Source organism: Enterococcus sp. AZ067, assembly GCF_051715005.1.
Taxonomy (GTDB): domain Bacteria; phylum Bacillota; class Bacilli; order Lactobacillales; family Enterococcaceae; genus Enterococcus_D; species Enterococcus_D casseliflavus.
Window position 1 is genome coordinate 2,458,915 of sequence record NZ_JBIOSY010000001.1, and the last position, 20,107, is coordinate 2,479,021.

Here is a 20,107-nt window from a genome sequence, read left to right on the forward strand (position 1 = left end):
CCTAACACTTCCTATTCTATAAAATTTTTACTTTCAACCACCAACGCGATCCCTTTTTTATCAAAATCGACAATGATGACTTTGGTGCCGACTGGCAATCGAACATTGTTTTCACGATCTTCTTCTCGAAAAAAACGAGCAGGATAAACAGAACGTGCACCTTGACTCCCTATTTCCATGACTTCGCCGATTGTATCTCCGACAATCTTTTCCGTCAGTTCGCCGATCACAAACTCATTGCGGCTAATGACATTGCTGCGGTTTTTGTCTGTGATGCGATTGTAGAGCCACATAAAGGGCCCCAACAGCAAACTAAATGCAACAAAGACAACGAAAATGACCCCGACCAAGAGGATCAGCCAACCTAAAAATTGGATCACTGTAGGAAAACGCTGTAAATAGTTTTGAATCAAATGAATCCATTCTCCGATCACCATCTTCACCACCTTCTGTCATTGTTACTGTCTATCATAAGTCACCTTGATTAAAGTTTCAAGACAAATTAAAAAAAAACTTTCTCACCAATTATCAGTAAGAAAGTTTTCAATCATCGTGCCTATAATTGTTCCTTGGCTTTTTCTAAAGCAGCTAACGCTCGATTTGCCAATGCTTCATAACGGGATTTCTTGTCTCTGATTCGCTCTGGAAGTTCTGGCAACAACCCAAAGTTTGCATTCATTGGTTGGAAGTGTTTGCCTTCAGCATGGGTGATATAATACGCCATACTACCAATCGTCGTTTCTTGTGGCATAATGATCGGTGCTTCGCCTTTTGCAAGTTTGGCAGCGTTGATGCCAGCCATCAACCCGCTGGCTGCACTTTCCACATATCCTTCGACCCCTGTCATTTGTCCAGCAAAAAAGAGGTCCTCACGTTTTTTCGATTGATAGGTTTGTTGCAAAAGCTCAGGTGAATTCATAAAACTATTCCGATGCATCACGCCATAGCGCACAAATTCAGCCTCTTCCAAGCCAGGGATCATCCGGAATACCCGTTTTTGTTCGCCCCATTTCAAATGTGTTTGAAAGCCAACGATGTTGTAAAGAGAAGCCGCCGCATTGTCTTGACGCAGCTGAATCACTGCGTAAGGACGCTTGCCAGTTTTCGGATCTTCTAACCCAACTGGTTTCATCGGACCAAACAACATGGTTTTCGGACCACGACCAGCCATGACTTCGATCGGCATACACCCTTCAAAGAATTTTTCTTTTTCAAATTCTTTCAAAGGAGCCACCTCTGCATTGACCAAGGCCTCACGAAACGCATAAAACTCCTCTTCATTCATCGGACAGTTCAGATAGGCTGCTTCACCTTTATCGTAACGAGATTTCAAATAAACTTTATCCATATTGATGGTTGATTTGTCAACGATTGGTGCTGCGGCATCATAGAAATAAAATCCTTCAGATCCGTTAAAGGCTTGGATCGCTTTTGAGAGCGGTTCAGAAGTCAATGGACCTGTTGCGATCACAGTGATGCCTTCTGGAATTTCAGTGATCTCCTCTTCGATGACTGTAACTAAAGGATGCTCCTTGACACGTTTGGTGACCAACTCTGAAAAATCGTCGCGATCCACAGCTAAGGCACCACCTGCTGGAACCGCTGTTTTGTCTGCAGAAGTGATAATCACTGAATCCAAGCGACGCATTTCTTCTTTCAAGACACCGACCGCATTCGTTAAATTGTTGCCTCGTAGTGAATTGGTACAAACAAGCTCGGCAAAATTATTTGTGTGATGGGCTTCTGTCGACTTCTTAGGACGCATTTCATAAAGATTTACTGCGACACCTGCTTGCGCTGCTTGCCACGCAGCCTCGCTTCCGGCTAAACCGGCACCAATAACATTGATTTCTTTCATAGTGCTCTCCTTTTATTTCAAAAGCTCGTCTCTTTTCATAAGAAACAGCTTGTATTAATCAAAAGGACCGGCGCTTTCTTTTGTCAGCCAACGATGAGGCTGACCGTTCAAGAGAATACGCCGATTCTTTTTTAACAGGATATCCTGCTAGTTATTTTTGCACATTTTCTTCATAGTCGCCTTTGATACAAACGACTTGTTTCCCGCCTTTGACTTTCTTTTCGACTAAATAATTATCACACTTCGGACAATTACGACCCACTGGTTTGTCCCAAGAAGTAAAGTCACATTCAGGGTAGCGGGTACAACCATAAAACAACCGGTTTTTCTTCGATTTGCGTTCAACGACTTGCCCTTGATGACAGACAGGGCATTCAACGCCGATTTCTTTCACGATTGGTTTTGTGTTGCGGCAATCTGGGAAATTACTGCAAGCATAAAACTTTCCGTAGCGGCCTAATTTGATCACCATCGGATGACCACAAAGATCGCAATCAAAGCCTGCAGGTTCATCTTTGATTTGAATTTTTTCGATACTTTCTTCTGCAGTCGTCAATTCTTTTTCAAATGGGCGATAAAACTGATCGACAACTTTGACCCATTCTTCTTTCCCAGCTTCAATGCTATCCAAGCTATTTTCCATTTCAGCAGTAAAATGCATATCAACAATTTGCGGGAAGAATTCCTCGATCAACGAATTGACGATCTCACCAAGTTCAGTTGGCTCAAAACGTTTTTGCGTCAATTTCACATAATAACGCCGCTGAATGGTTTCTAACGTCGGTGCATAGGTTGAAGGACGACCCACACCGTTTTCCTCAAGGGTTTTGATCAACGTTGCTTCGCTGTAACGAGCAGGTGGTTGGGTGAAATGCTGTTTCGGTTCGATCGATACGGATTGAACGACATCTCCTTCGACTAACTCTGGCAAGATGTTCTCTTTGTCTTCTTTGCCATCATCGCGACCTTCCACATAGACCTGCATAAATCCTTTGAATTTGATCTTTGAACCATTGGCAATAAAGATGACACCATTTTGATCCAAAGTAACTTTCATCGTATCCAAAATAGCAGGCGTCATTTGACTAGCCACAAAGCGAGACCAGATCAAGCGATACAATTTTAATTGGTCTTTGTCTAAGAATTTCTCCATGGCTTCTGGCGTACGCAAAACACTGGTCGGTCTTACCGCTTCATGGGCATCCTGTGCCCCTTGTGCATTGGCGCGTTTTTTGCCACCGTGAGCGGAGAACTCTGACCCATAGGTGTTTTCGATAAATTCGGCTGCTTCCCCTTTGGCTGTGTCAGCGATTCGCGTCGAGTCGGTACGCATATAGGTAATCAAACCGACAGTCCCTTGTTTGCCAAGGGCGATCCCTTCATAGAGCTGCTGTGCGACCATCATGGTTTTCCGTGTTCGAAAATTCAGTTTGCGGGCTGCTTCTTGTTGCAAACTACTGGTGGTAAATGGTGCAGATGGATTCCGTTTGCGTTCTTTCTTTTCAACCTTTGTCACTTGAAAGTCTTTACCAGAAAGGCGATCGGTGACTTCTTTAATACTTTCAGCATTCGGTAATTTTTTCTTTTTGCCATCTAAGCCCCAAAAATTGGCTTTGAATTTCTTCGTGGCTTTTTTAAAGTTTCCATCAATGCTCCAATATTCTTCAGGAACAAAATCACGGATCTCTTTTTCACGATCAATAATGATCTTAAGCGCCACCGATTGAACACGTCCAGCACTTAACCCTTTTTTGACTTTGCGCCAAAGGATCGGACTCAATGAATACCCGACTAATCGGTCTAAGATCCGCCGTGCTTGTTGAGCATCGACGAGATCCACATCGATCGTTCTTGGCTCTTTGAAGGCTGCTTTGACCGCATCTTTAGTGATTTCATTAAAGACGACACGATTTTTATCTTTTAAATCTAGTCCAAGTAGAAAAGCTAAATGCCAAGCAATGGCTTCTCCTTCTCTATCCGGGTCACTTGCGAGGTAGACTTTTTCAGCTTTTTTCGCAGCAGAACGGAGACTTTTGATCACGTCACCTTTTCCACGGATCGAAATGTAATGAGGCTCATAATCATTTTCGACATCGATCCCCATCTTACTTTTAGGGAGATCACGAATATGACCGACACTTGCGACGACTTTGTAATTTCGTCCAAGGTATTTTTCAATGGTTTTCGCCTTTGCTGGCGATTCCACGATTACTAAATATTTATATGCCATATAAAGAATGGCTCCTTCCTGAATTTTTCCTACTATTATATTCTATCAATCAGTGAACCTATCGTATGCAGATGAAACATACAAATCGTAGCTTATCATAGCTTTCAAGAAAAGGTTTGTCAAGGAAGGTTGATTGGAAAAATCAAAAAAAGGCTAACTCTTGTAAAATATCCGACACGCTAATCGTACATTTTGCACCATCTTGAATCAAGCGGTGACAACCTTTTGACTGATCCGAAATCATTTCACCAGGCACTGCAAAAACTTCTCGTCCGTTTTCCATCGCTAACTGTGCCGTAATCAAAGAACCGCTTCTTTCCTTGGCTTCAATTACGCAGACCCCTTTTGAGATCCCAGCAATAATGCGATTGCGCAGCGGAAAGTGGTATCTTTGCGGTTTGGTATCGTGGGGATATTCGCTTAGCACCAGATGTTCTTGACGGATCTGCTGGAACAAACGGTAGGAAGATGACGGATAACAATGGTCCATCCCAGAAGCAATCACAGCAATGGTTTGTCCACGATTTCTGATGGCTGATTCATGGGCAAAGCTGTCGACACCATTGGCCAATCCGCTAACGATGGTATAATTTTCCGTCACTAGAGGTGGAATCAGCTTTTCGCAAACTTTTCGTGCGTATAAGGACGCCGTTCTTGCACCAACAAAGCCAATCATGGTCGTTTGTAGCAATTGCAGATTCCCTTCATAAAAAAGCATCAATGGCGGGTCCGCGATTTGTCGTAAAAGCATCGGATACTCCGCCGAGAAGAAAGTGAGGTAGTTTTGTGCGCCCATCTTTTGTGCGATGTGTTCGTCCGTCAATCGCTCCCATGATCGCCGAAAAACCGCACGGTGCTGTGGAAGGACCCCGATGGCAATCATCTCTTCCAGCGAACAATTCATCTCTTTTGTTTCCAACCAATGCCAAATGATCTTCCAACAACCTTGCAGACCAATTCCCTGACAGTAGTACAGTTTTATCAACTGTTTTTCAAAATCTGTTGCTTGTTGATACTTCATAAACAAAGCCCTCTTTTCTTAGTAATCTTACTTATAAGATTCGCTAAAAAAAGAGGGATGGATGAAATTTATAGATATTGTTTTACTGGCGCAAATGTTTTTCGATGAATAGGACAGATTCCGTGGGCAGCTAGCCCTTCTAAATGGACTTTGGTTCCATACCCAGCATTTTGATCAAACCCATAAAAAGGATAGACTTCATGAAAATCTTTCATTAAATTGTCTCGATATACCTTGGCGATGATACTTGCTGCGGCAATGGAAATGGAACGGGCATCTCCTTTGATCAAGCTTTGTTGAGGGATTTCCGTATCGATCGTCATCGCATCGATCAGTAAATACTCGGGCTTGACTGCTAAGTCGATCAAGGCTTCTTTCATTGCTAGACGACTGGCTTGATAGATATTGATCCGATCGATCTCTTCTGGACTGACCACACCGATACCGACAGCAACGGCTTTGTTTTGAATTTCGATAAACAGCTCTTCTCTTTTCTTGGCAGAAAGCTGTTTGGAATCATTTAGACCTAAGATCTGACATTCCTTAGGCAAGATGACCGCAGCTGACACAACGGGTCCTGCTAATGGTCCGCGCCCCACTTCATCTAAACCAGCAATAAAACGGGCGCCTTGCTGAAATGCTTCGTTTTCAAAACGCATCATTTCTTCGTATTTTTCCTGCAATAGCTGGTGTTTCACTCGCTGTTTCTCATATTGTTGCAGCAGCTTTTGGACCCCCGCTCGTTCATCTGCTTGCAGCGCCTGCAAATACGCTTGGTCATTGAAAGCTGGATCAAATAATCGCTCTTTGATTGTCTTAATCGGTTGTTTCATCTTGGCTTTCCATTTCCTCCACTCGATCTAGTGTATATCGGCCCAATTTCCCTTGCCGAATGTCGAAGACAACGAGTTCGCTTCCTCGATCGTAATTGTCTTTATAGCCACGTTTTTCCGTGATTTTCATCAACAGATCGGGCGCTAACAACGCCTCTTCTTCCGCTTTTAGTTGGTAACGATTCGCGATTCTTTCAGGATAATAGCGGGCAAAAAAATCAAGACCATACAATGCAATATCATCCAAATGGATCAGCTGGTCTTTGATCGCTCCGGTCAATGCCAACTTCTTGCCGATCTCAGGATCTTCAAATTTTGGCCATAAGATCCCAGGCGTATCTAGAAGCTCTAGATCAGTCCCAAAACGCAGCCATTGCTGCCCTTTCGTCACGCCGGGTTTATTGCCCGTCTGAGCGATTTTCTTCCCTACTAAGCGGTTCATCAAGGTCGATTTTCCGACATTCGGGATGCCGATCACCATTGCTCGAATCGCACGAGGCTTCAAGCCTCTCGCTTTGTCGCGAGCAATTTTTTCCTTCAAGACTTGTTTTGCTGTAGGAACAATGGCTTTAACCCCTTGATTGTCTTGGGCGTTGATTGCCAGTGCTAGATAGCCTTGTGCTTGGAAATAATGCTCCCATTTTTTGGTTTGAACGGGATCTGCGAGATCCGCTTTATTGATCAAGATCAATCGTGGTTTTTGTTGTAATAATTGATCTAACATCGGATTGCGGGATGAAATCGGCAAGCGTGCGTCCACGAGTTCAAAAACGATATCCACGAACTTTAATTTTTCACTTACTTCACGTCTGGCTTTCGCCATATGGCCTGGAAACCATTGAATGGTCATTTGAACGTTTTCCTCCTTGGTACTTCTTCGAATTGATAAAAAAGACAGTCGTTTTTATATTCGTGTAGTCTATAGGTGACAAGAACGAAGGCTACTTGCTTTTTTTGAGTCTGAAAAACCCATCAGTGCAGCAAACTAGCTGAACTGTTTGCGGATCAAAGTTCTTTTTCCAACCTGATGCATAGGAAAAGCTTCGAGCGCGTTTGTTTCAACGCTCCTTGACTTTTAATTTTGGGGAAGTGGTTGAATGAAGCATCCTTACCGCTTTATTTTGGTTTTTCCTAACACACTCACAATAGTCTGACTGCTTTTTTGCTATCTTTTATCTTAGTTATTGTACCATATTTCACACGACATGTTTCATTCTGACTAAGGTTAAAAAGTCATTTTCTTCTACTTAGTGAGAAAAACGAACGATCCTTACTTTTCATCAATGGAAGTATTCGAATGAAGACGTTTTTTCCGCTGAATCCTGTTACTAATCAACAAGAGGAGGATAAGAACAGTGATCACGCCTAGCATCAATCCTACTTTTTGCTGCTGTGCTTTTTTGGCGGCGGCTGTTTCTTTTTCTTCAACATAAGGAATTCTTTTGCCCCGTACCAATAAACGATGGCTATTGACCATATAGGGGGTACAGGTCAACAGCGTGACGTAATCGCTGCCTTTCACAATTTTTAATGCCTGAGTATCATCAGGGTCGACCGTTTTTATCTGATCTACTTGATACGCCAATGTATCATCAAACGTTTCGATATAAAACTCATCACCGATCTGCAACTTAGGCAGATCAGTAAAGAGCGTTGCACTCGTTAACCCACGGTGCCCACAAAGAACCGCATGGGTATCTTCACCACCTATTGGATACGAAGCGCCCTCCAATAATGTTGCGCCTCTTTTTAACAACGTATCGGTGGTTTGATCAAAAATCGGGAGAGCGACACCAATCACGGGGATCTTTAAGACGCCGATCGTATGTCGTTCATAGTAATCAGGTGTATCAACTGATTCTGAGTCCCTTGTTTCTGATAAATCTTGCGTTTCTTTGATTCCAGGATTGCTTGGCTGCTGTGCCAGCTCTTGATTTGCTCGTTCCAACTGGTTCCTTTTTTGTTGTTTTTCTATTTCACTCATTTTTTTGGCTTGGCTTTGGTAGTAACTGATCAACTGTTGATCCAAAATCGTGTTGAGCTGATTACTTACAAAAGGATAACTGATGATCAAAACCCCTAGCAGCAGCAGAACACCCATCAAAAAATCCAATAAAGTTACTTTTCTAGTTGATGCTTTTACGCCATTTCTTCGTCTGATACTCATCGTGCTTTTTCATCTCATTTACTTACCCTTTCCGTTTTACAAAATAACCCCCTGCTAAACCAACGATCACCACTCCGATTGCGCCCATTAAATACGTGCCGACACCACCAGTTGCTGGTAAGGTTCCTTTGCGGCGGTTAGGAACTTTTTCGGGCTCTCCCAATTGCTCTTTCGTTCCATAAGACGTTTCATGGACATCAAAAGCGATGCGATTTGTTAGCAGCACGTAATTTTTCGGTGCTTTTACTTCTTCCAAATAGTACGTGCCAAATTTCAACCCGATGATATCGACCAATCCATCTGTACCTGTGGTAAATTTCGTCGCTTCATCCGCTGTTTGCACCCAACATACCTGTTTGGTTCCCTCTTCGATTTTCAAGTAGTTGGCATCATCACGGTCTTGATCTCGTACAACAAAAACTGCATCTGCCAGCGCTTCGGTAGCGGTCACAGCCCCATCGACTTTTAAGAAGCGTTTGCCCCCTGTCAAAACTTCCGCGCTTGGGGGCGTTTGATCCGTCATGAAATCTGTTTCTACATTTGCTTCATTCGTAAAGCCATTGATAGGCATAGCCTGTTCATTTAAATACATATAATACACAAAGCGCAATTGATTTCCCGGCGTTAGTTGCGGCACAAATTCTGGATTGATGGTTACCGTAAAGCCATGCTCTTTTTCCGTTACTTGATAGTTCGTTGAATCGATTTTCTTTTCTCCATCATACAACGCATAGCCAGTTTCTCCCTCTGCTGTATTTTCAAAAGTCAACGCTGGATCGTGCGCATCGATCAATTGGAAATGTTTGTATTTGTTTTCTGCTCCTACTTTGTCTTGGATACCTAATGGGATATTGACCGTTAGGTGATATTGAATTCTTTCGCCGATTCCCACGTCTTTGCCGTCTAATTGTGGTGTTGTTTTGGTAACATTTGTCGTGTCATTCTTGACTGTTAACTCAACCGTGACGTCATTGCCTGCTGCGATCGAAAAATCCTTGATGGTTTCTTGCTCGATCAAGGCGGCTTGACTTGGGGCTTTCGTTTCCTCTAATTGATAGGTGCCTGCTTCTAACTGCTCAACTTTTAACTGTCCTTTTTGGTTTTCTTCAACATCGATGGTCGTTTCTCCAGCAGCATATTGTTTACCTGTTAAAAAGCGGTACGCTGCTTGTTTGTCAGTCGTCCACGTATAAAGTCCATCGGCTGCACTTAAAATATATTTCTTGGTCTGTGCGTTTCCTTCTTGCTTTGAGATGACAAATTCCGCATCATTCAGTGGTTCGTTTTCCCCCGTTCCTCGTTTATTCACAAGGAGCGTTCCTTCATTTGTGACAGTATTTTTAGGATAAAGATGAATCGTGTCTAATTCTTCTTCCCCGTAAGCATACGACCCGTCTGCTTGTTGGATCATTTCGTAAACAGGAAAGGCGATCACCATGTTCTCAGCAGTGGTAACACCGTCTTTAGGGTCTTCTACAATGGTGTAAACTGCATCCCGATCGGCTTGTTTTTTCGGCAATTCAAAAACCAAATCACCGGCTGCATCTGTTTTCCCGCTAGCTACAGGGGAACCAGGCGTCAAGGTTTGGACTTGACGCTTGGCTTCTTCAACGGATGCCCCTGCAGATCGTTTTTCATAAAATGCTGTGGTCACATCATAGACAGAAAAAGTGACATCGGCTAAGCCTTGGTATTGATCAAACTCTGCCATCTCAGTCCCACTATTTTGAATCAATGAACCTGGCAAATTGACCATTTTCTTTTTATGCAGATGGACCTGTGCCAAATTGCTCTCTGCGGATACTTGCTGATTTTTCGTTCCAAAAAAGACAAATGGCAGAAGTAAAAATAGGAGACAAACCATTTTCGTATGATTAAAAATCTTTTTCATTGTTCTTTCCTCTCTTCTATGTTTGATATGTTTGATATTTTTGTTTATTTCACGAATGGTCAAATTACTTTAATGAGGGCTTATCTTTGCGCGTAACGTACAGATAGCTACCTGTTAAAAGGACTAGTAGACCTGCTGAAAGAATCGCCAGCCACCCATGCCAATTCCCTCCTGTTTCAGGAAGAGACACTTTTACTTGATTGGTGACGATCAATTCTATTTGATTGTTCTTTTCTCCAGAAACAAGAAGATTCGGCTGCAATTTTTCGTCAATCAAGACACTGCCATCCTCTTCGATCCTGATTTTCACAGGTGCTGTTAAACCAGCATAGCCTGCAGGCGTAACAATTTCTTCTAAGGTATAGCTACCCGGTGTTAGATCATGGAAATGAAATACCGCTAACGATTCTTGGGATTCTGGTAATTCTATCGTCTGACCGTTTCCGCTTAAGCGGAATTTGGCTCCCTCAAGCGCTTGTCCCACTTCATCCTGTTTATTGACAACCAAATCAAAAGGTTTTAACTGATTGCCATGGGTAAGAGTCCAACAGTTGGCATCTGCAGCGACGTTTTCCCCTTGATACTGGATCTTTCCGTCTGAACCAACGACAAACTCATAATCACCAGCAATCGTATCGTATCCAAGCGGACCAGCTGTTTCTGAGATGCGATAAGCGCCCGGCTCAAGGATCGTAAATTCAGCCATCCCCACGTCATTCGATGTTTCTGAGGCAATTTCTTGATAATCCCCCGCTGCTGTTTTTTGTTGCAGAGAAAAGACAGCCCCAGCTAACAGTACTTGCTGCTCTTTTTGTACCGTATATTTTCGAATAGCAACTGGAATTTCTGTAAACGGATTGGTGATCTCCAGCGTAATCGTATGATCGTCCACTGTGACGGGTTGCCCATCGATCGTCGTATTCCCTTGCGCATCGATATGAATTAGCCACTCTGTCTGCTTAGACAAATGATGTCCCGCCGGTGCAGTTACTTCCTCCAAACGATAGGTCTGATCTTTTTGCAACACAGTATCTGCTGGCAGCTCATACGTTCCATCCCCTTGGTCCACAAGGGTCACTGTCTCTCCTGCCCCCGTTAATTCAAAAACGGCACCTGTCAGCTTCACCTCTCCTACAGCGGATTTTTTGATCAGGTTTAATGCCAAGGGCACAAACGCCTTTGTGTTTTTCCATGTATAAGCGTCCACTTTTGTCGCTTCATAACCTGCCACTGCTCGCTCATTTGTGACTTGATAATCAAAAGTTTCTCCTTGATTGTTATACAGCGGCAGTAAACGGGTTTCTTCGTACTCCGGCCCATCCTTTTCAGAAAGCGCGTAAACCTTGCTTCGTTCCCAAGTTGTCTGGTCTTGGGCATCGGTCTCAGTAAGTTTGAGATACCCTTTTTGCCAGCTTTTCTCATTGCTGACAGGACTCCTGCTTATTTCAAAATAGATCGTTTCAGGACGACTGGAGGTATCGCCATCGTATTCTTCCCAGTGCTTTTTGATCGTCACCTCCTTCCCAGGTGCTTTGGCGGATGGCACACCAAACAATGCCTTTTGATCGGACTGATGATTCGGATAAAATACCGTTTCGCCATTCATTTGATACCAAGTATCTGGTTTAAAATCCGCTGCTTCTGTTTGAATCCGCACTTGATAATGAATTTGCAGTTCTTGCCCTTCGCCTAAATAAAGACCTGAAGCATGGATTGTATTGTCAGACATCGAAATGTCAGGCTGCACCGTTAGAGCAGCAGACCCGACACTTTTGACGGACAAGCTATTTTCTTCGTAGACAAATGGCTGCGAAATGGGGTCAGTAATCTCGCCATCGGTGACTGTTGCCGAAATGTGAAGGGCTTTTTTCTCGAGATAGTCGGCAATATCCGCTGCTTCATTGGCTGACTCATAATAAAGATGGCCATCTTCATCAGCAGAAACCATCTGTCTCATTTTTTTCTCGACATCGGCCTTTGTATACCCAGCCGTTTGATCTCCTTGCAGTTGAATCCCCAACCCATGAATCTCGATACCACGTTCTTTTAACGCCATCGCTTCACCAATCGTGGCGATAAAGGTATTGTTGATCCATTTATAATTGTTCTGTTGATCAAACGCAAAATAGCCATTGTAGAGAAACGATGTATTCATCGGCTGGTCTTGAGTAAGAGAAAAGTCGGTTCCATAATAACTGCCGTCTGCCTGTGTATGCACTTTAGACACATGATAACTGTAAGTAGGAACGCCATCCGTTAGCAAAACGATGACTTTCTTATGTCCATTTTGCGTCGATAGCATATCCCCTGCTTGACGTAGCCCCCTTTGTGTAAAGGTTCCCCCAGCTGCTGTTTCTGGCGTCATCGATCGGATCGTCTCATTGACTTCAGAAAATTTTCCTAATTGGCAGGTTTTGTTTTGATAATTGCTGCCATCACTGGAATAACCGACATAGCCCATGTAGACACTATCCTGAATGCCGCTTCCTTCAATTTGATTCAAAAAGCGATCCACGCCTTTTTTCACTTCTGCGATCCGTCCCATCTCATTCATACTGCCTGACCAATCCACTACCAACACGACATCAATGGGATCAATTTGACGTTGAACATTCCCTCGTACATTTAGGTAGACATCAAATAGTCCCGGGGTATTCGTCTCTTTGGCAAATTTTCGTAGCGCGAAATCTGCTTCGTCTCCTACACCACCATATTCAATATATGAATGGGTCAAATTTGCTGGATCGCCATTCCATGTAGTTATGCCGTCCCACGTTTCGCCTGCATCCTTGTTCCCCTGATGATTTAAGACGTTACTGTTTTCATCAGTTTTCCAGTTCGCCGCAGGATACGTCCCGCTTTGGTCTGTCGTATAATCTGGTTCAATCGAAGCAAAAGTTTGTGAAACAGTCGTTTTTTGATAAAGACGTTCTTGTTTAAATGGTTCAATGAGCGTTTCCTCTTCAGAAGCACTTGTCGCCGTTCCTGTCTCGTTTGTCTCTACCTTCGTTTCTTCGTTCGAAACTTCTTTTGAACTTTCAGTCGCCGCTTGCTCCGAGGTCGACTCACTCACGGCTTCTGAAGAGGATCCAGTGCCAGAATTGACTTCTGATGTTTCTGAAGAAGCAGAATTTGTGGCAAGTGGGATTTCAAAAACTGATTCATTCAAAGACAGTAGGTTGTACGATTCTTCACCTTCCTTGTCATATTCTTCGATCTGAATCATCAATTTTAGCTTTTTCGTTTCTTCAGGCAGCTGAAAGATTAGTTCTTGTTCCGTTGGTGTTTGCAAGAAATCTTGGGTTGTAAGCCAAGACTGTGCGGAATCATCCTTGACTTGAGTCATCTCTTCATTGCTTGTTTTTAGTAACAACTGTTCCTTCGTTTCATCGATCGCGTATAGTTGTACCCAGAGACGCTGCTGTTTGTTTTTTTGTGGTAGCTGATAGCATAAAGAAAATTGAGTGCCCTCTTGGTGACTAGTCAGTTTGATCTGCTTCGTTTCAGCAATAGTGATCGTATGTTCTTCTTGTGCACTTGCAGTCCCATTTATTTGCAAACTCGAATAAATGAAAAATAATATTCCCCCTAACATACAGAAAATGAAAGAGAACCAGTGGTGTCTCTTTGTCAAAAACATAAAAAGACCTCCTTTCAAAGAATCAAAAATTACAAGCTGATCATACAAGAAAGAAGCAAAAGACACCTCTTTTTTTTATTTTCTGAAAAATAGAACTAATTGGCACACCTGTAGTTATTCATAAGAAAAAAAAGTTGGTTATTTTAAAGTTAATTCATTATCTATATGTTATTTAATAATGTAAAAAAACTATCGTTTTTCACCTGCGATTTCTATTTTTGTTCTTTATGAGACAGTTCTATGAAAAATTTGTCTCAATTTTTCTAAAAAAAAGCAAAAGTTTTGAGACGTGTCTTTACACCGTTATATAAATACGTTATTAATAAAACAAGAAGGTGATCATTTGATTGAAAAAATACTCTTAGATACCCGAGCGTTAGACAAAATCGGACTCTACGGAAAACTATTATCAATTGCTCCGGGTGAATACAACCTAGAGTTCGTGAAAAATCTGACCCACTTAAGTACAACACGATTGAAAAGTTTACTTTCCTCGATCCAACTCGACTTGCAAAACCTCTCCCCAGTAAATCTTTCATTACATAAAAACACCCTGAATCTTCCTAAAAATTTGATTGAATACAACCAATATCAGCAATTTTTAGCGCAAGAAAGTATTTCTTACAAATTATTGTTAAGCATCTTGACCAATCAAGATGAAAATTTACTGGCATTTTGCCAAAGAAACTATATCAGTCGTTCGACTTGCTTTCGGCAAACAAAGAAGCTGCAAGACCATTTGAAAGAATTCAACGTGACGTTAAATCAGTCCGCTATGGCACTTTCAGGTTCGGAGATGGTGATTCGCATCTTATTGTTTAATTTTATCTGGCACATTTCTTTAGGAGATAGTTTGGCGAGGGCATTTGATCAAGAGATCGAAGAGCTTTTTGTGACTTACGAAGGAACGAAGTACAAAAGCAAGTATGAGATTGGCAAAAAAGAAGCCTTGCTTCATTGCAAAATCTGTCTATTTCGTATCAAGAATGGCCACGCGACAAATCTTTATCAGTTAACGAACCAGTCCTTTATTCCCAGTGGTGAAAATCTTGATTTCTTTTCAGCTTTTTTTGAAATCATTGATTCAGCGATAGATATTCTTGAGATCAATGCTTTGTTTTTCCTTTTTTATTACTGGCCGATGCTAACTTCAGCAGCAGACGTGCGCCTTCCGATCATTCAAGACTGTTACAAGCATGAAAAATCGGAGTTAAAGGAACTGATGGCTGAATTTGAAGCACACTGCCAAAAATTTCTCTGTGATTTTGATTTCGACCATCAATCGTTTCTTTATATGAATACATATCTTACATTGCTGAAGTTCTGCATATTCAAGCAAAAAGTCCCTCTTTTAAATTTTTTTGAAGCTACTATAATCAAAGATAAGTACCCATTACATACGATTTTGACAAATACGATTCAGAGTTTTTGGCGTAAAATAGCAAATCGCAAAGGCTACGAGTGGTTAAAAGCCTGTTATACGGATCTTGCTTTTTATCAAGCGTGTTTGCTTTACCCCATTTACATCGAAAAGGAACAGAAATATAAGCTTAAAGTTGCTTTTGTCTATGTATCCAATTACTTGGTCTCAATGGAAGTGTTTAATATATGTGAACGATTGCCCTATGTTGAAATTGAACGGATCACGCTGCCCACAGAGGAACCCTTTGACTTTTATATTCTGAGTTCCCCACAGCTTTTACCTCCTTTTACAACCGAGGAAAACACTGCGATCATTGATTTTTGCCGCTACCGTGATTTTGAAACGAATCTATGTCAGAAACTCTTGGCTGCTTTTAATGAAAAAATACAAAGAATAACTGCCAATAGCGCCTAAGTCCACCCTTTTCTCGATACAAACCACATCCTTTTGAAAAAGGATCATTGCTATACAAAATCCCCCCTTGGAATCAACAGATAATTCCAAGGGGGGATGTTTATTAAGAATATTCTATTTTTCTCAGTCTAAATCAGCCGAATATGAGTCAATGGATAATAAACAAAGCGGGCATTGCCTAAAATCGCATCGCCTGATATAGGACCAAAGGAGCGGCTATCTTTAGAGGCACGTCGATTATCACCAATGACAAAATAACTGTCTTTGCCTAATTTCTCCACGCCCAATAAAGATTCCAAATCAAAATCATTGGTATAAGAGGCAGACTCATGATCGTTGCTGCGGTTTTTCACTAGAAAATCTTCATCTACCGGTTCATCATCAATGTAAAGCTGATCATTGACATATTTCACCGACTCACCCGGCAAGCCAATCACCCGCTTGATATAGGTCGAACCATCTGGCAGCTGGAAAACAACGACATCAAAACGCTGGATCGGTGAAATCTTTTCGATGACTACCATATCTCCTTGTTGCAACGTTCCTTCCATGGAGTTCCCTTCAACAGGAACCGGAATCAGTAAAAATGCCCGAATCAAGAAGGCTGTTGCAAAGGCGATCAAGGCATATTTCACAACTAGCCAAAAACGATCAATCCACTGTTTCTTGGCATTCACAAATCTACCTCCTCTCCGATTTATTCCTTACTTATTTTTCTGAAAGCAAAGACAGTGCTTTTAAGTACGCTGGGTCCTCTGCTTTGAGTTTTTCTGCTACTTCTTTTTCAATTGCTTGGGCAGTGTCGGCATCGACTTCACCAGTTGCCTTTAGGTCATGTGCTTCTTGGAAGGCTTTCACAGCTGCAGTCGTCTCATCATTGAAGGTATCGCCGCTCGTGGCATACCCTAACGCTTTAAGAAATTGATTCAGATTGTTGACAGCCGTTGACGATTGTCCAGCTTTTAAGGCATTATCACGAGGTAATGGCGGGAAATACGCATATTCTGGATAATCCTCTTCATAGTCCGGCATCACACCTTGATCGTTGACCCAATTTTCATTCGGTGTCAGCCATTTCATGACCGTCATTTTTAATTCACTATTATCCCCCAGATCTTTCACATTTTGAACGGTCCCCTTACCAAAGGTTTCCGTACCAACGACTGGGATATCCGCTGATTCTTGCAAGGCTGCGGCAAAAATCTCAGCTGCGGAGGCACTGCCGCCGTCGACTAAAACAACGACTGGCTCTGTGACTTTGAATCCTTCATCCAATGCTTCGCTCGCTTTGGTCTCACTGACAACCCCTTGATTGTTGGCAAACTTCACGATCGTTTGACCGTTTTCTAAAAACATACTTGCCATGATCTGGACTTGATCCAGCAATCCACCAGGATTTTGTCTTAGATCAAGAACAAACGACTTCGCACCGTCTTCCCGCAACTCGGTGATCGTTTCTTTCAACTCAGCTGCTGTGTTTTCGGCAAAGGAGGTAATATCAATTCGACCGATCGTATCATCATTTTCAACCAGTTCACCATGGACCGTTTCGATTGGGATCACGTCCCGAGTGATTTCCACATCAAAGGTATCTGCTCCACGCTGAATCGTTAAGGTCACCTGCGTGCCTTTTTCCCCTCGAATCTTACTCACGACTTCAGACAATTCCTGTCCTTGCGTATCTTCCCCATCGACTTTGACGATTCGATCATTCATGCGCAGACCACTTTTTTCTGCAGGGGTGTTTTTGATTGGCGCTTGTGCGACCTCGGGATAGTCTTCCACGATCGACAAAGTAGCACCGATCCCTTCAAAACTTCCTGAGAGGGACTGATCCAAGTTATCCGCATCTGATTGGTTTAGATACGTCGTGTAAGGATCGTCAAGCGCATCGGTCATCCCTTGAAGAGCACCCTCAATCAATGCATCCTCATCGACTTCTTGGTAATAATTCGCAAGGATCTGGTCATACAACGACTGGATTTTCTCCATCCCGCTGGCTTCTGTCGTCGTTTCTGTCGCCGGCTGTGTCGTCTGCTGATTTTGCTGGGCTGTTTGCCATAAGTAGACACCGCCTCCCGACAAAATCGCGACACAGACAAGAGAAACGATATATCGGCTTGTCGTTACATTTTTCATTCACAACACCTCTCTGAGAAAAAACAACTTCGTTCTGAGCATTTATGCAGGCAAAACGAAGGACGTTTTTATTTGTTATTTTCGAGATACTCTGCCCAGATACGATCAAAAATATCCATGGATGGCAAATAATCAACGTTTAGTTCCAGATAAGAAGAGACTTCATCATAATCATCACTGTGCTTTGGAAACTGAATATCATGACTCGCATGAGTGGCAAAGATCTGAGCCTCATCTGTATGACTCGGACCTTTGACTGCCATTAAATAGCTATAAAAACTTTTACGCATGTTCTTGCTCCCAATGATCTTCTAAAAAGGCTGCTCGACGGGCATGATTGCGAGCAAAATTTTCAGGATTCTTTTTGTAGTACTCTTGATGTTCTTCTTCCGCTAAATAAAAGGGTTGCGCTGGTTCGATCGTAGTCACGATCGAATCGGTAAAGCGACCGGAAGCCTGAAGTGCTGCTTTGCTGGCTTCGGCTTTTTTTCGTTGCTCTTCGTTAAAATAGAAGATGACCGGACGATAATTGTCGCCGCGATCTTCAAATTGGCCAAAAGCATCGGTTGGATCTGTTTGCTGCCAATAAATCGTCAAGAGCTCCTCAAAACTGATTTTTTCTGGGTCGAAAATGATTTCTACTGCTTCGGTATGCCCTGTTTGATGGCTTTTGACTTCTTCATAGGTTGGATTTTCGGTATGTCCTGCGGTATAGCCAGAAAAAATCGAATGCACCCCTTCGAGTTCATCAAAGGGCTGGATCATACACCAGAAACACCCACCTGCAAAAATTGCTCGTTCCATTATTCATCCTCCGTTTCAGCTGGTAAATATAAGCTCATTTGAATTTCATCATCTACAAGATTGATTTTGTTTGCCTTGATGAACAATCCGTTTTGCATGCGGAATTGATCCAATCGTATCAGTATAATTTGTTCATCGGCATTGACATCGATCCATTCGGGAAATTTAAAACTACGTTTGATCATTTTCATTACTTCACTGGTGGGCAAATCCAAGGTGCCAATCGATAAACTTTTGGCTTTTAATTGGACATTGCCTTCTTCTGTCACATAAGGATCAAAATAGAGATAAAACGTGATAGGAAACCCTAATACTTGAAACTCGCCTGTTAAGAGTGCTTCGTTTCTCAGCTCAAAATTATATTTTACCTCTTGATCCTTTTGAAAATCAGATAGATAAAAATCAATCAATTGATTGACTTGGCTTTTGTTGCTGTTAACGGTCAGAACAGGACTGCCCTCCCGTTGAACAAGTTCAGCACTTTCATTTAAGCCAGTTTCTCGCTGCTGAAAAATTCTTGAAGCAAAGAAAACCGTTGTCCCCAAAAGGATGCCGACCAGAACTAGAAAAGCAATTTTCCAGTAGTTGATCGATTTTTTAGTGCTTGCAGCTGTTTTTTCCGGCTGCTTCGTTGATTCGCTTGGTTTCATTTTGCTTCCTCCTCTAGCAACCAATAGTTTTGTGTTTTGATCACTTCATCGCGAACGGCATTCGCCATCAGTTGATACCCAAGATTATTGGGATGGAAGCGATCGCCTTCATACAAAACATTGTTGGTGATATTATTCCCGACAGCTTGCGATGAGTCGGTAGTCGCCGACGTGCTGCTTTGTGTCTCATCAGCATTTGGCGCCGATGACTCAGGTACACTTCCAGTGTCGGTTGTTTGTGTTGTTTCCTCAGTTGCGTCTTCTTCTGTATCCGCAATACCGACCTCATCACTTAACCCTTTATAGAGCAAATCGTTGATAGGAATAAAAAAGGCATTTTCTTGCTGATTGACGAACGTTTCCGTCTGTTTATTCCAGTTATCAATGATCGTCTGCATGTCGGTGATCTCTGGAAAGTTCAGATAAAATGGATTGTAAATACCCAAAACATAGATTGGGGCATCGCTATTTAGTTCACGGATTTGAGCGAATAAATCTTTTAAGCGTTCATTATATTCTGCCATCGGTTCCGTAAACGTCTCGATACTCAGACCGAAGAAATTGCTTTGGATCACTTTTAAGACGTCATTTCCGCCGACGGTCAAAGTAATCAGGTCCGCTTGACTAAGGTCTTGGCGCAAGTCTTCATCATTTTTGACTCGTTTTAAAATCTGGTCGCTTCGTTCACCAGCGACCCCATAATTTTTGGTTACTAAATTGCTCAGATCATAGCGGTCCTCTAGATCTCCTGCCAAAATAGGCACAAAGCCGCCCCGAGCTGTTTCATCCCCAACACCCTCTGTCAATGAATCCCCAAGTGCGAGGTATTCAATGGCGGATTTTTTCGAATCATTGGCTGCTAGCTTATCCACAGGGGTCAGCAGTGGTTGCGCTTTGGGAACAGCTAAATGAAACAGTACACCCGTTCCAACGGCTATCAGTCCCACAACGATCAAATAAGTTACTAATTTCTTCCATTTCACAGGTATTCAAACTCCTTTGTAATCTTTGCTATTTTAACAAAATTCTCATAAAAT

The 20,107-nt window shown here is 42.4% G+C and carries 16 protein-coding genes; 1 reads left to right on the forward strand and 15 read right to left on the reverse strand.

What is annotated here, in order from left to right:
- Positions 1–11 precede the first annotated feature (11 nt).
- From IGI82_RS11625 to IGI82_RS11665, 9 genes are all read right to left on the reverse strand, one after another.
- Positions 12–437 carry a hypothetical protein gene (locus IGI82_RS11625; protein WP_010749390.1) on the reverse strand — a complete coding sequence of 142 codons (426 nt, stop codon included), beginning with the start codon at positions 435–437 and terminating at the stop codon, positions 12–14.
- A 119-nt stretch (positions 438–556) separates the two neighbouring features.
- Positions 557–1,858: an FADH(2)-oxidizing methylenetetrahydrofolate--tRNA-(uracil(54)-C(5))-methyltransferase TrmFO gene (trmFO, locus tag IGI82_RS11630; protein ID WP_005229622.1), complete on the reverse strand. Its 1,302-nt coding sequence runs from the start codon at positions 1,856–1,858 to the stop codon at positions 557–559.
- A gap of 151 nt (positions 1,859–2,009) precedes the next feature.
- Entirely contained in the window at positions 2,010–4,088 is a 2,079-nt protein-coding gene (gene topA, locus IGI82_RS11635; protein ID WP_005229621.1) for a type I DNA topoisomerase, read from the reverse strand.
- Between the two features lie 142 nt (positions 4,089–4,230).
- Entirely contained in the window at positions 4,231–5,109 is an 879-nt protein-coding gene (dprA, locus tag IGI82_RS11640) for a DNA-processing protein DprA (RefSeq protein ID WP_005229619.1), read from the reverse strand.
- Between the two features lie 68 nt (positions 5,110–5,177).
- The gene (locus tag IGI82_RS11645; protein ID WP_005229617.1) at positions 5,178–5,942 is read right to left on the reverse strand and encodes a ribonuclease HII; all 765 of its coding nucleotides are present in this window, start codon (positions 5,940–5,942) and stop codon (positions 5,178–5,180) included.
- Entirely contained in the window at positions 5,926–6,792 is an 867-nt protein-coding gene (gene ylqF, locus IGI82_RS11650; protein WP_005229614.1) for a ribosome biogenesis GTPase YlqF, read from the reverse strand. The genes IGI82_RS11645 and ylqF overlap by 17 nt, the downstream gene beginning before the upstream one ends.
- Before the next feature lie 420 nt (positions 6,793–7,212).
- Positions 7,213–8,109: a class C sortase gene (locus tag IGI82_RS11655; protein WP_438842252.1), complete on the reverse strand. Its 897-nt coding sequence runs from the start codon at positions 8,107–8,109 to the stop codon at positions 7,213–7,215.
- A 22-nt stretch (positions 8,110–8,131) separates the two neighbouring features.
- Positions 8,132–10,000 (reverse strand): SpaH/EbpB family LPXTG-anchored major pilin, encoded by a 1,869-nt coding sequence (locus IGI82_RS11660; protein ID WP_115232533.1) that lies wholly within the window; start codon positions 9,998–10,000, stop codon positions 8,132–8,134.
- A 64-nt stretch (positions 10,001–10,064) separates the two neighbouring features.
- Entirely contained in the window at positions 10,065–13,640 is a 3,576-nt protein-coding gene (locus IGI82_RS11665) for a SpaA isopeptide-forming pilin-related protein (protein ID WP_438842253.1), read from the reverse strand.
- 343 nt (positions 13,641–13,983) lie between these two features.
- Here IGI82_RS11665 and IGI82_RS11670 point away from each other — a divergent pair, with 343 nt between their 5' ends.
- Positions 13,984–15,477: a helix-turn-helix domain-containing protein gene (locus IGI82_RS11670; protein ID WP_438842254.1), complete on the forward strand. Its 1,494-nt coding sequence runs from the start codon at positions 13,984–13,986 to the stop codon at positions 15,475–15,477.
- Positions 15,478–15,605: 128 nt separating this feature from the next.
- Here the strand turns inward: IGI82_RS11670 and lepB are convergent, their stop codons facing one another.
- The 6 genes from lepB to IGI82_RS11700 all read right to left on the reverse strand — a co-directional run bounded on the left by lepB (position 15,606) and on the right by IGI82_RS11700 (position 20,053).
- Entirely contained in the window at positions 15,606–16,154 is a 549-nt protein-coding gene (lepB, locus tag IGI82_RS11675) for a signal peptidase I (RefSeq protein ID WP_005229602.1), read from the reverse strand.
- Between the two features lie 31 nt (positions 16,155–16,185).
- Positions 16,186–17,616, reverse strand: coding sequence for a S41 family peptidase (locus IGI82_RS11680; protein ID WP_087627710.1), 1,431 nt, complete (start codon positions 17,614–17,616; stop codon positions 16,186–16,188).
- A gap of 68 nt (positions 17,617–17,684) precedes the next feature.
- Positions 17,685–17,906: a YozE family protein gene (locus IGI82_RS11685; protein WP_005229600.1), complete on the reverse strand. Its 222-nt coding sequence runs from the start codon at positions 17,904–17,906 to the stop codon at positions 17,685–17,687.
- The gene (gene msrA / locus IGI82_RS11690) at positions 17,899–18,420 is read right to left on the reverse strand and encodes a peptide-methionine (S)-S-oxide reductase MsrA (protein WP_438842255.1); all 522 of its coding nucleotides are present in this window, start codon (positions 18,418–18,420) and stop codon (positions 17,899–17,901) included. Before msrA ends, IGI82_RS11685 begins: the two co-directional genes overlap by 8 nt.
- The gene (locus IGI82_RS11695; protein ID WP_010749381.1) at positions 18,420–19,070 is read right to left on the reverse strand and encodes a YpmS family protein; all 651 of its coding nucleotides are present in this window, start codon (positions 19,068–19,070) and stop codon (positions 18,420–18,422) included. The genes msrA and IGI82_RS11695 overlap by 1 nt, the downstream gene beginning before the upstream one ends.
- Positions 19,067–20,053: an SGNH/GDSL hydrolase family protein gene (locus IGI82_RS11700; protein WP_266167315.1), complete on the reverse strand. Its 987-nt coding sequence runs from the start codon at positions 20,051–20,053 to the stop codon at positions 19,067–19,069. The genes IGI82_RS11695 and IGI82_RS11700 overlap by 4 nt, the downstream gene beginning before the upstream one ends.
- Positions 20,054–20,107: the final 54 nt, after the last annotated feature.

Excerpts from the sequence above, each read along its gene's own strand:
- IGI82_RS11625 (WP_010749390.1), bottom strand. The coding sequence starts at position 437 with ATGGTGATCGGAGAATGGATTCATTTGATTCAAAACTATTTACAGCGT.
- trmFO (WP_005229622.1), bottom strand. The coding sequence starts at position 1,858 with ATGAAAGAAATCAATGTTATTGGTGCCGGTTTAGCCGGAAGCGAGGCT.
- topA (WP_005229621.1), bottom strand. The coding sequence starts at position 4,088 with ATGGCATATAAATATTTAGTAATCGTGGAATCGCCAGCAAAGGCGAAA.
- dprA (WP_005229619.1), bottom strand. The coding sequence starts at position 5,109 with ATGAAGTATCAACAAGCAACAGATTTTGAAAAACAGTTGATAAAACTG.
- IGI82_RS11645 (WP_005229617.1), bottom strand. The coding sequence starts at position 5,942 with ATGAAACAACCGATTAAGACAATCAAAGAGCGATTATTTGATCCAGCT.
- ylqF (WP_005229614.1), bottom strand. The coding sequence starts at position 6,792 with ATGACCATTCAATGGTTTCCAGGCCATATGGCGAAAGCCAGACGTGAA.
- IGI82_RS11655 (WP_438842252.1), bottom strand. The coding sequence starts at position 8,109 with ATGAGTATCAGACGAAGAAATGGCGTAAAAGCATCAACTAGAAAAGTA.
- IGI82_RS11660 (WP_115232533.1), bottom strand. The coding sequence starts at position 10,000 with ATGAAAAAGATTTTTAATCATACGAAAATGGTTTGTCTCCTATTTTTA.
- IGI82_RS11665 (WP_438842253.1), bottom strand. The coding sequence starts at position 13,640 with ATGTTTTTGACAAAGAGACACCACTGGTTCTCTTTCATTTTCTGTATG.
- IGI82_RS11680 (WP_087627710.1), bottom strand. The coding sequence starts at position 17,616 with ATGAAAAATGTAACGACAAGCCGATATATCGTTTCTCTTGTCTGTGTC.
- IGI82_RS11685 (WP_005229600.1), bottom strand. The coding sequence starts at position 17,906 with ATGCGTAAAAGTTTTTATAGCTATTTAATGGCAGTCAAAGGTCCGAGT.
- msrA (WP_438842255.1), bottom strand. The coding sequence starts at position 18,420 with ATGGAACGAGCAATTTTTGCAGGTGGGTGTTTCTGGTGTATGATCCAG.
- IGI82_RS11695 (WP_010749381.1), bottom strand. The coding sequence starts at position 19,070 with ATGAAACCAAGCGAATCAACGAAGCAGCCGGAAAAAACAGCTGCAAGC.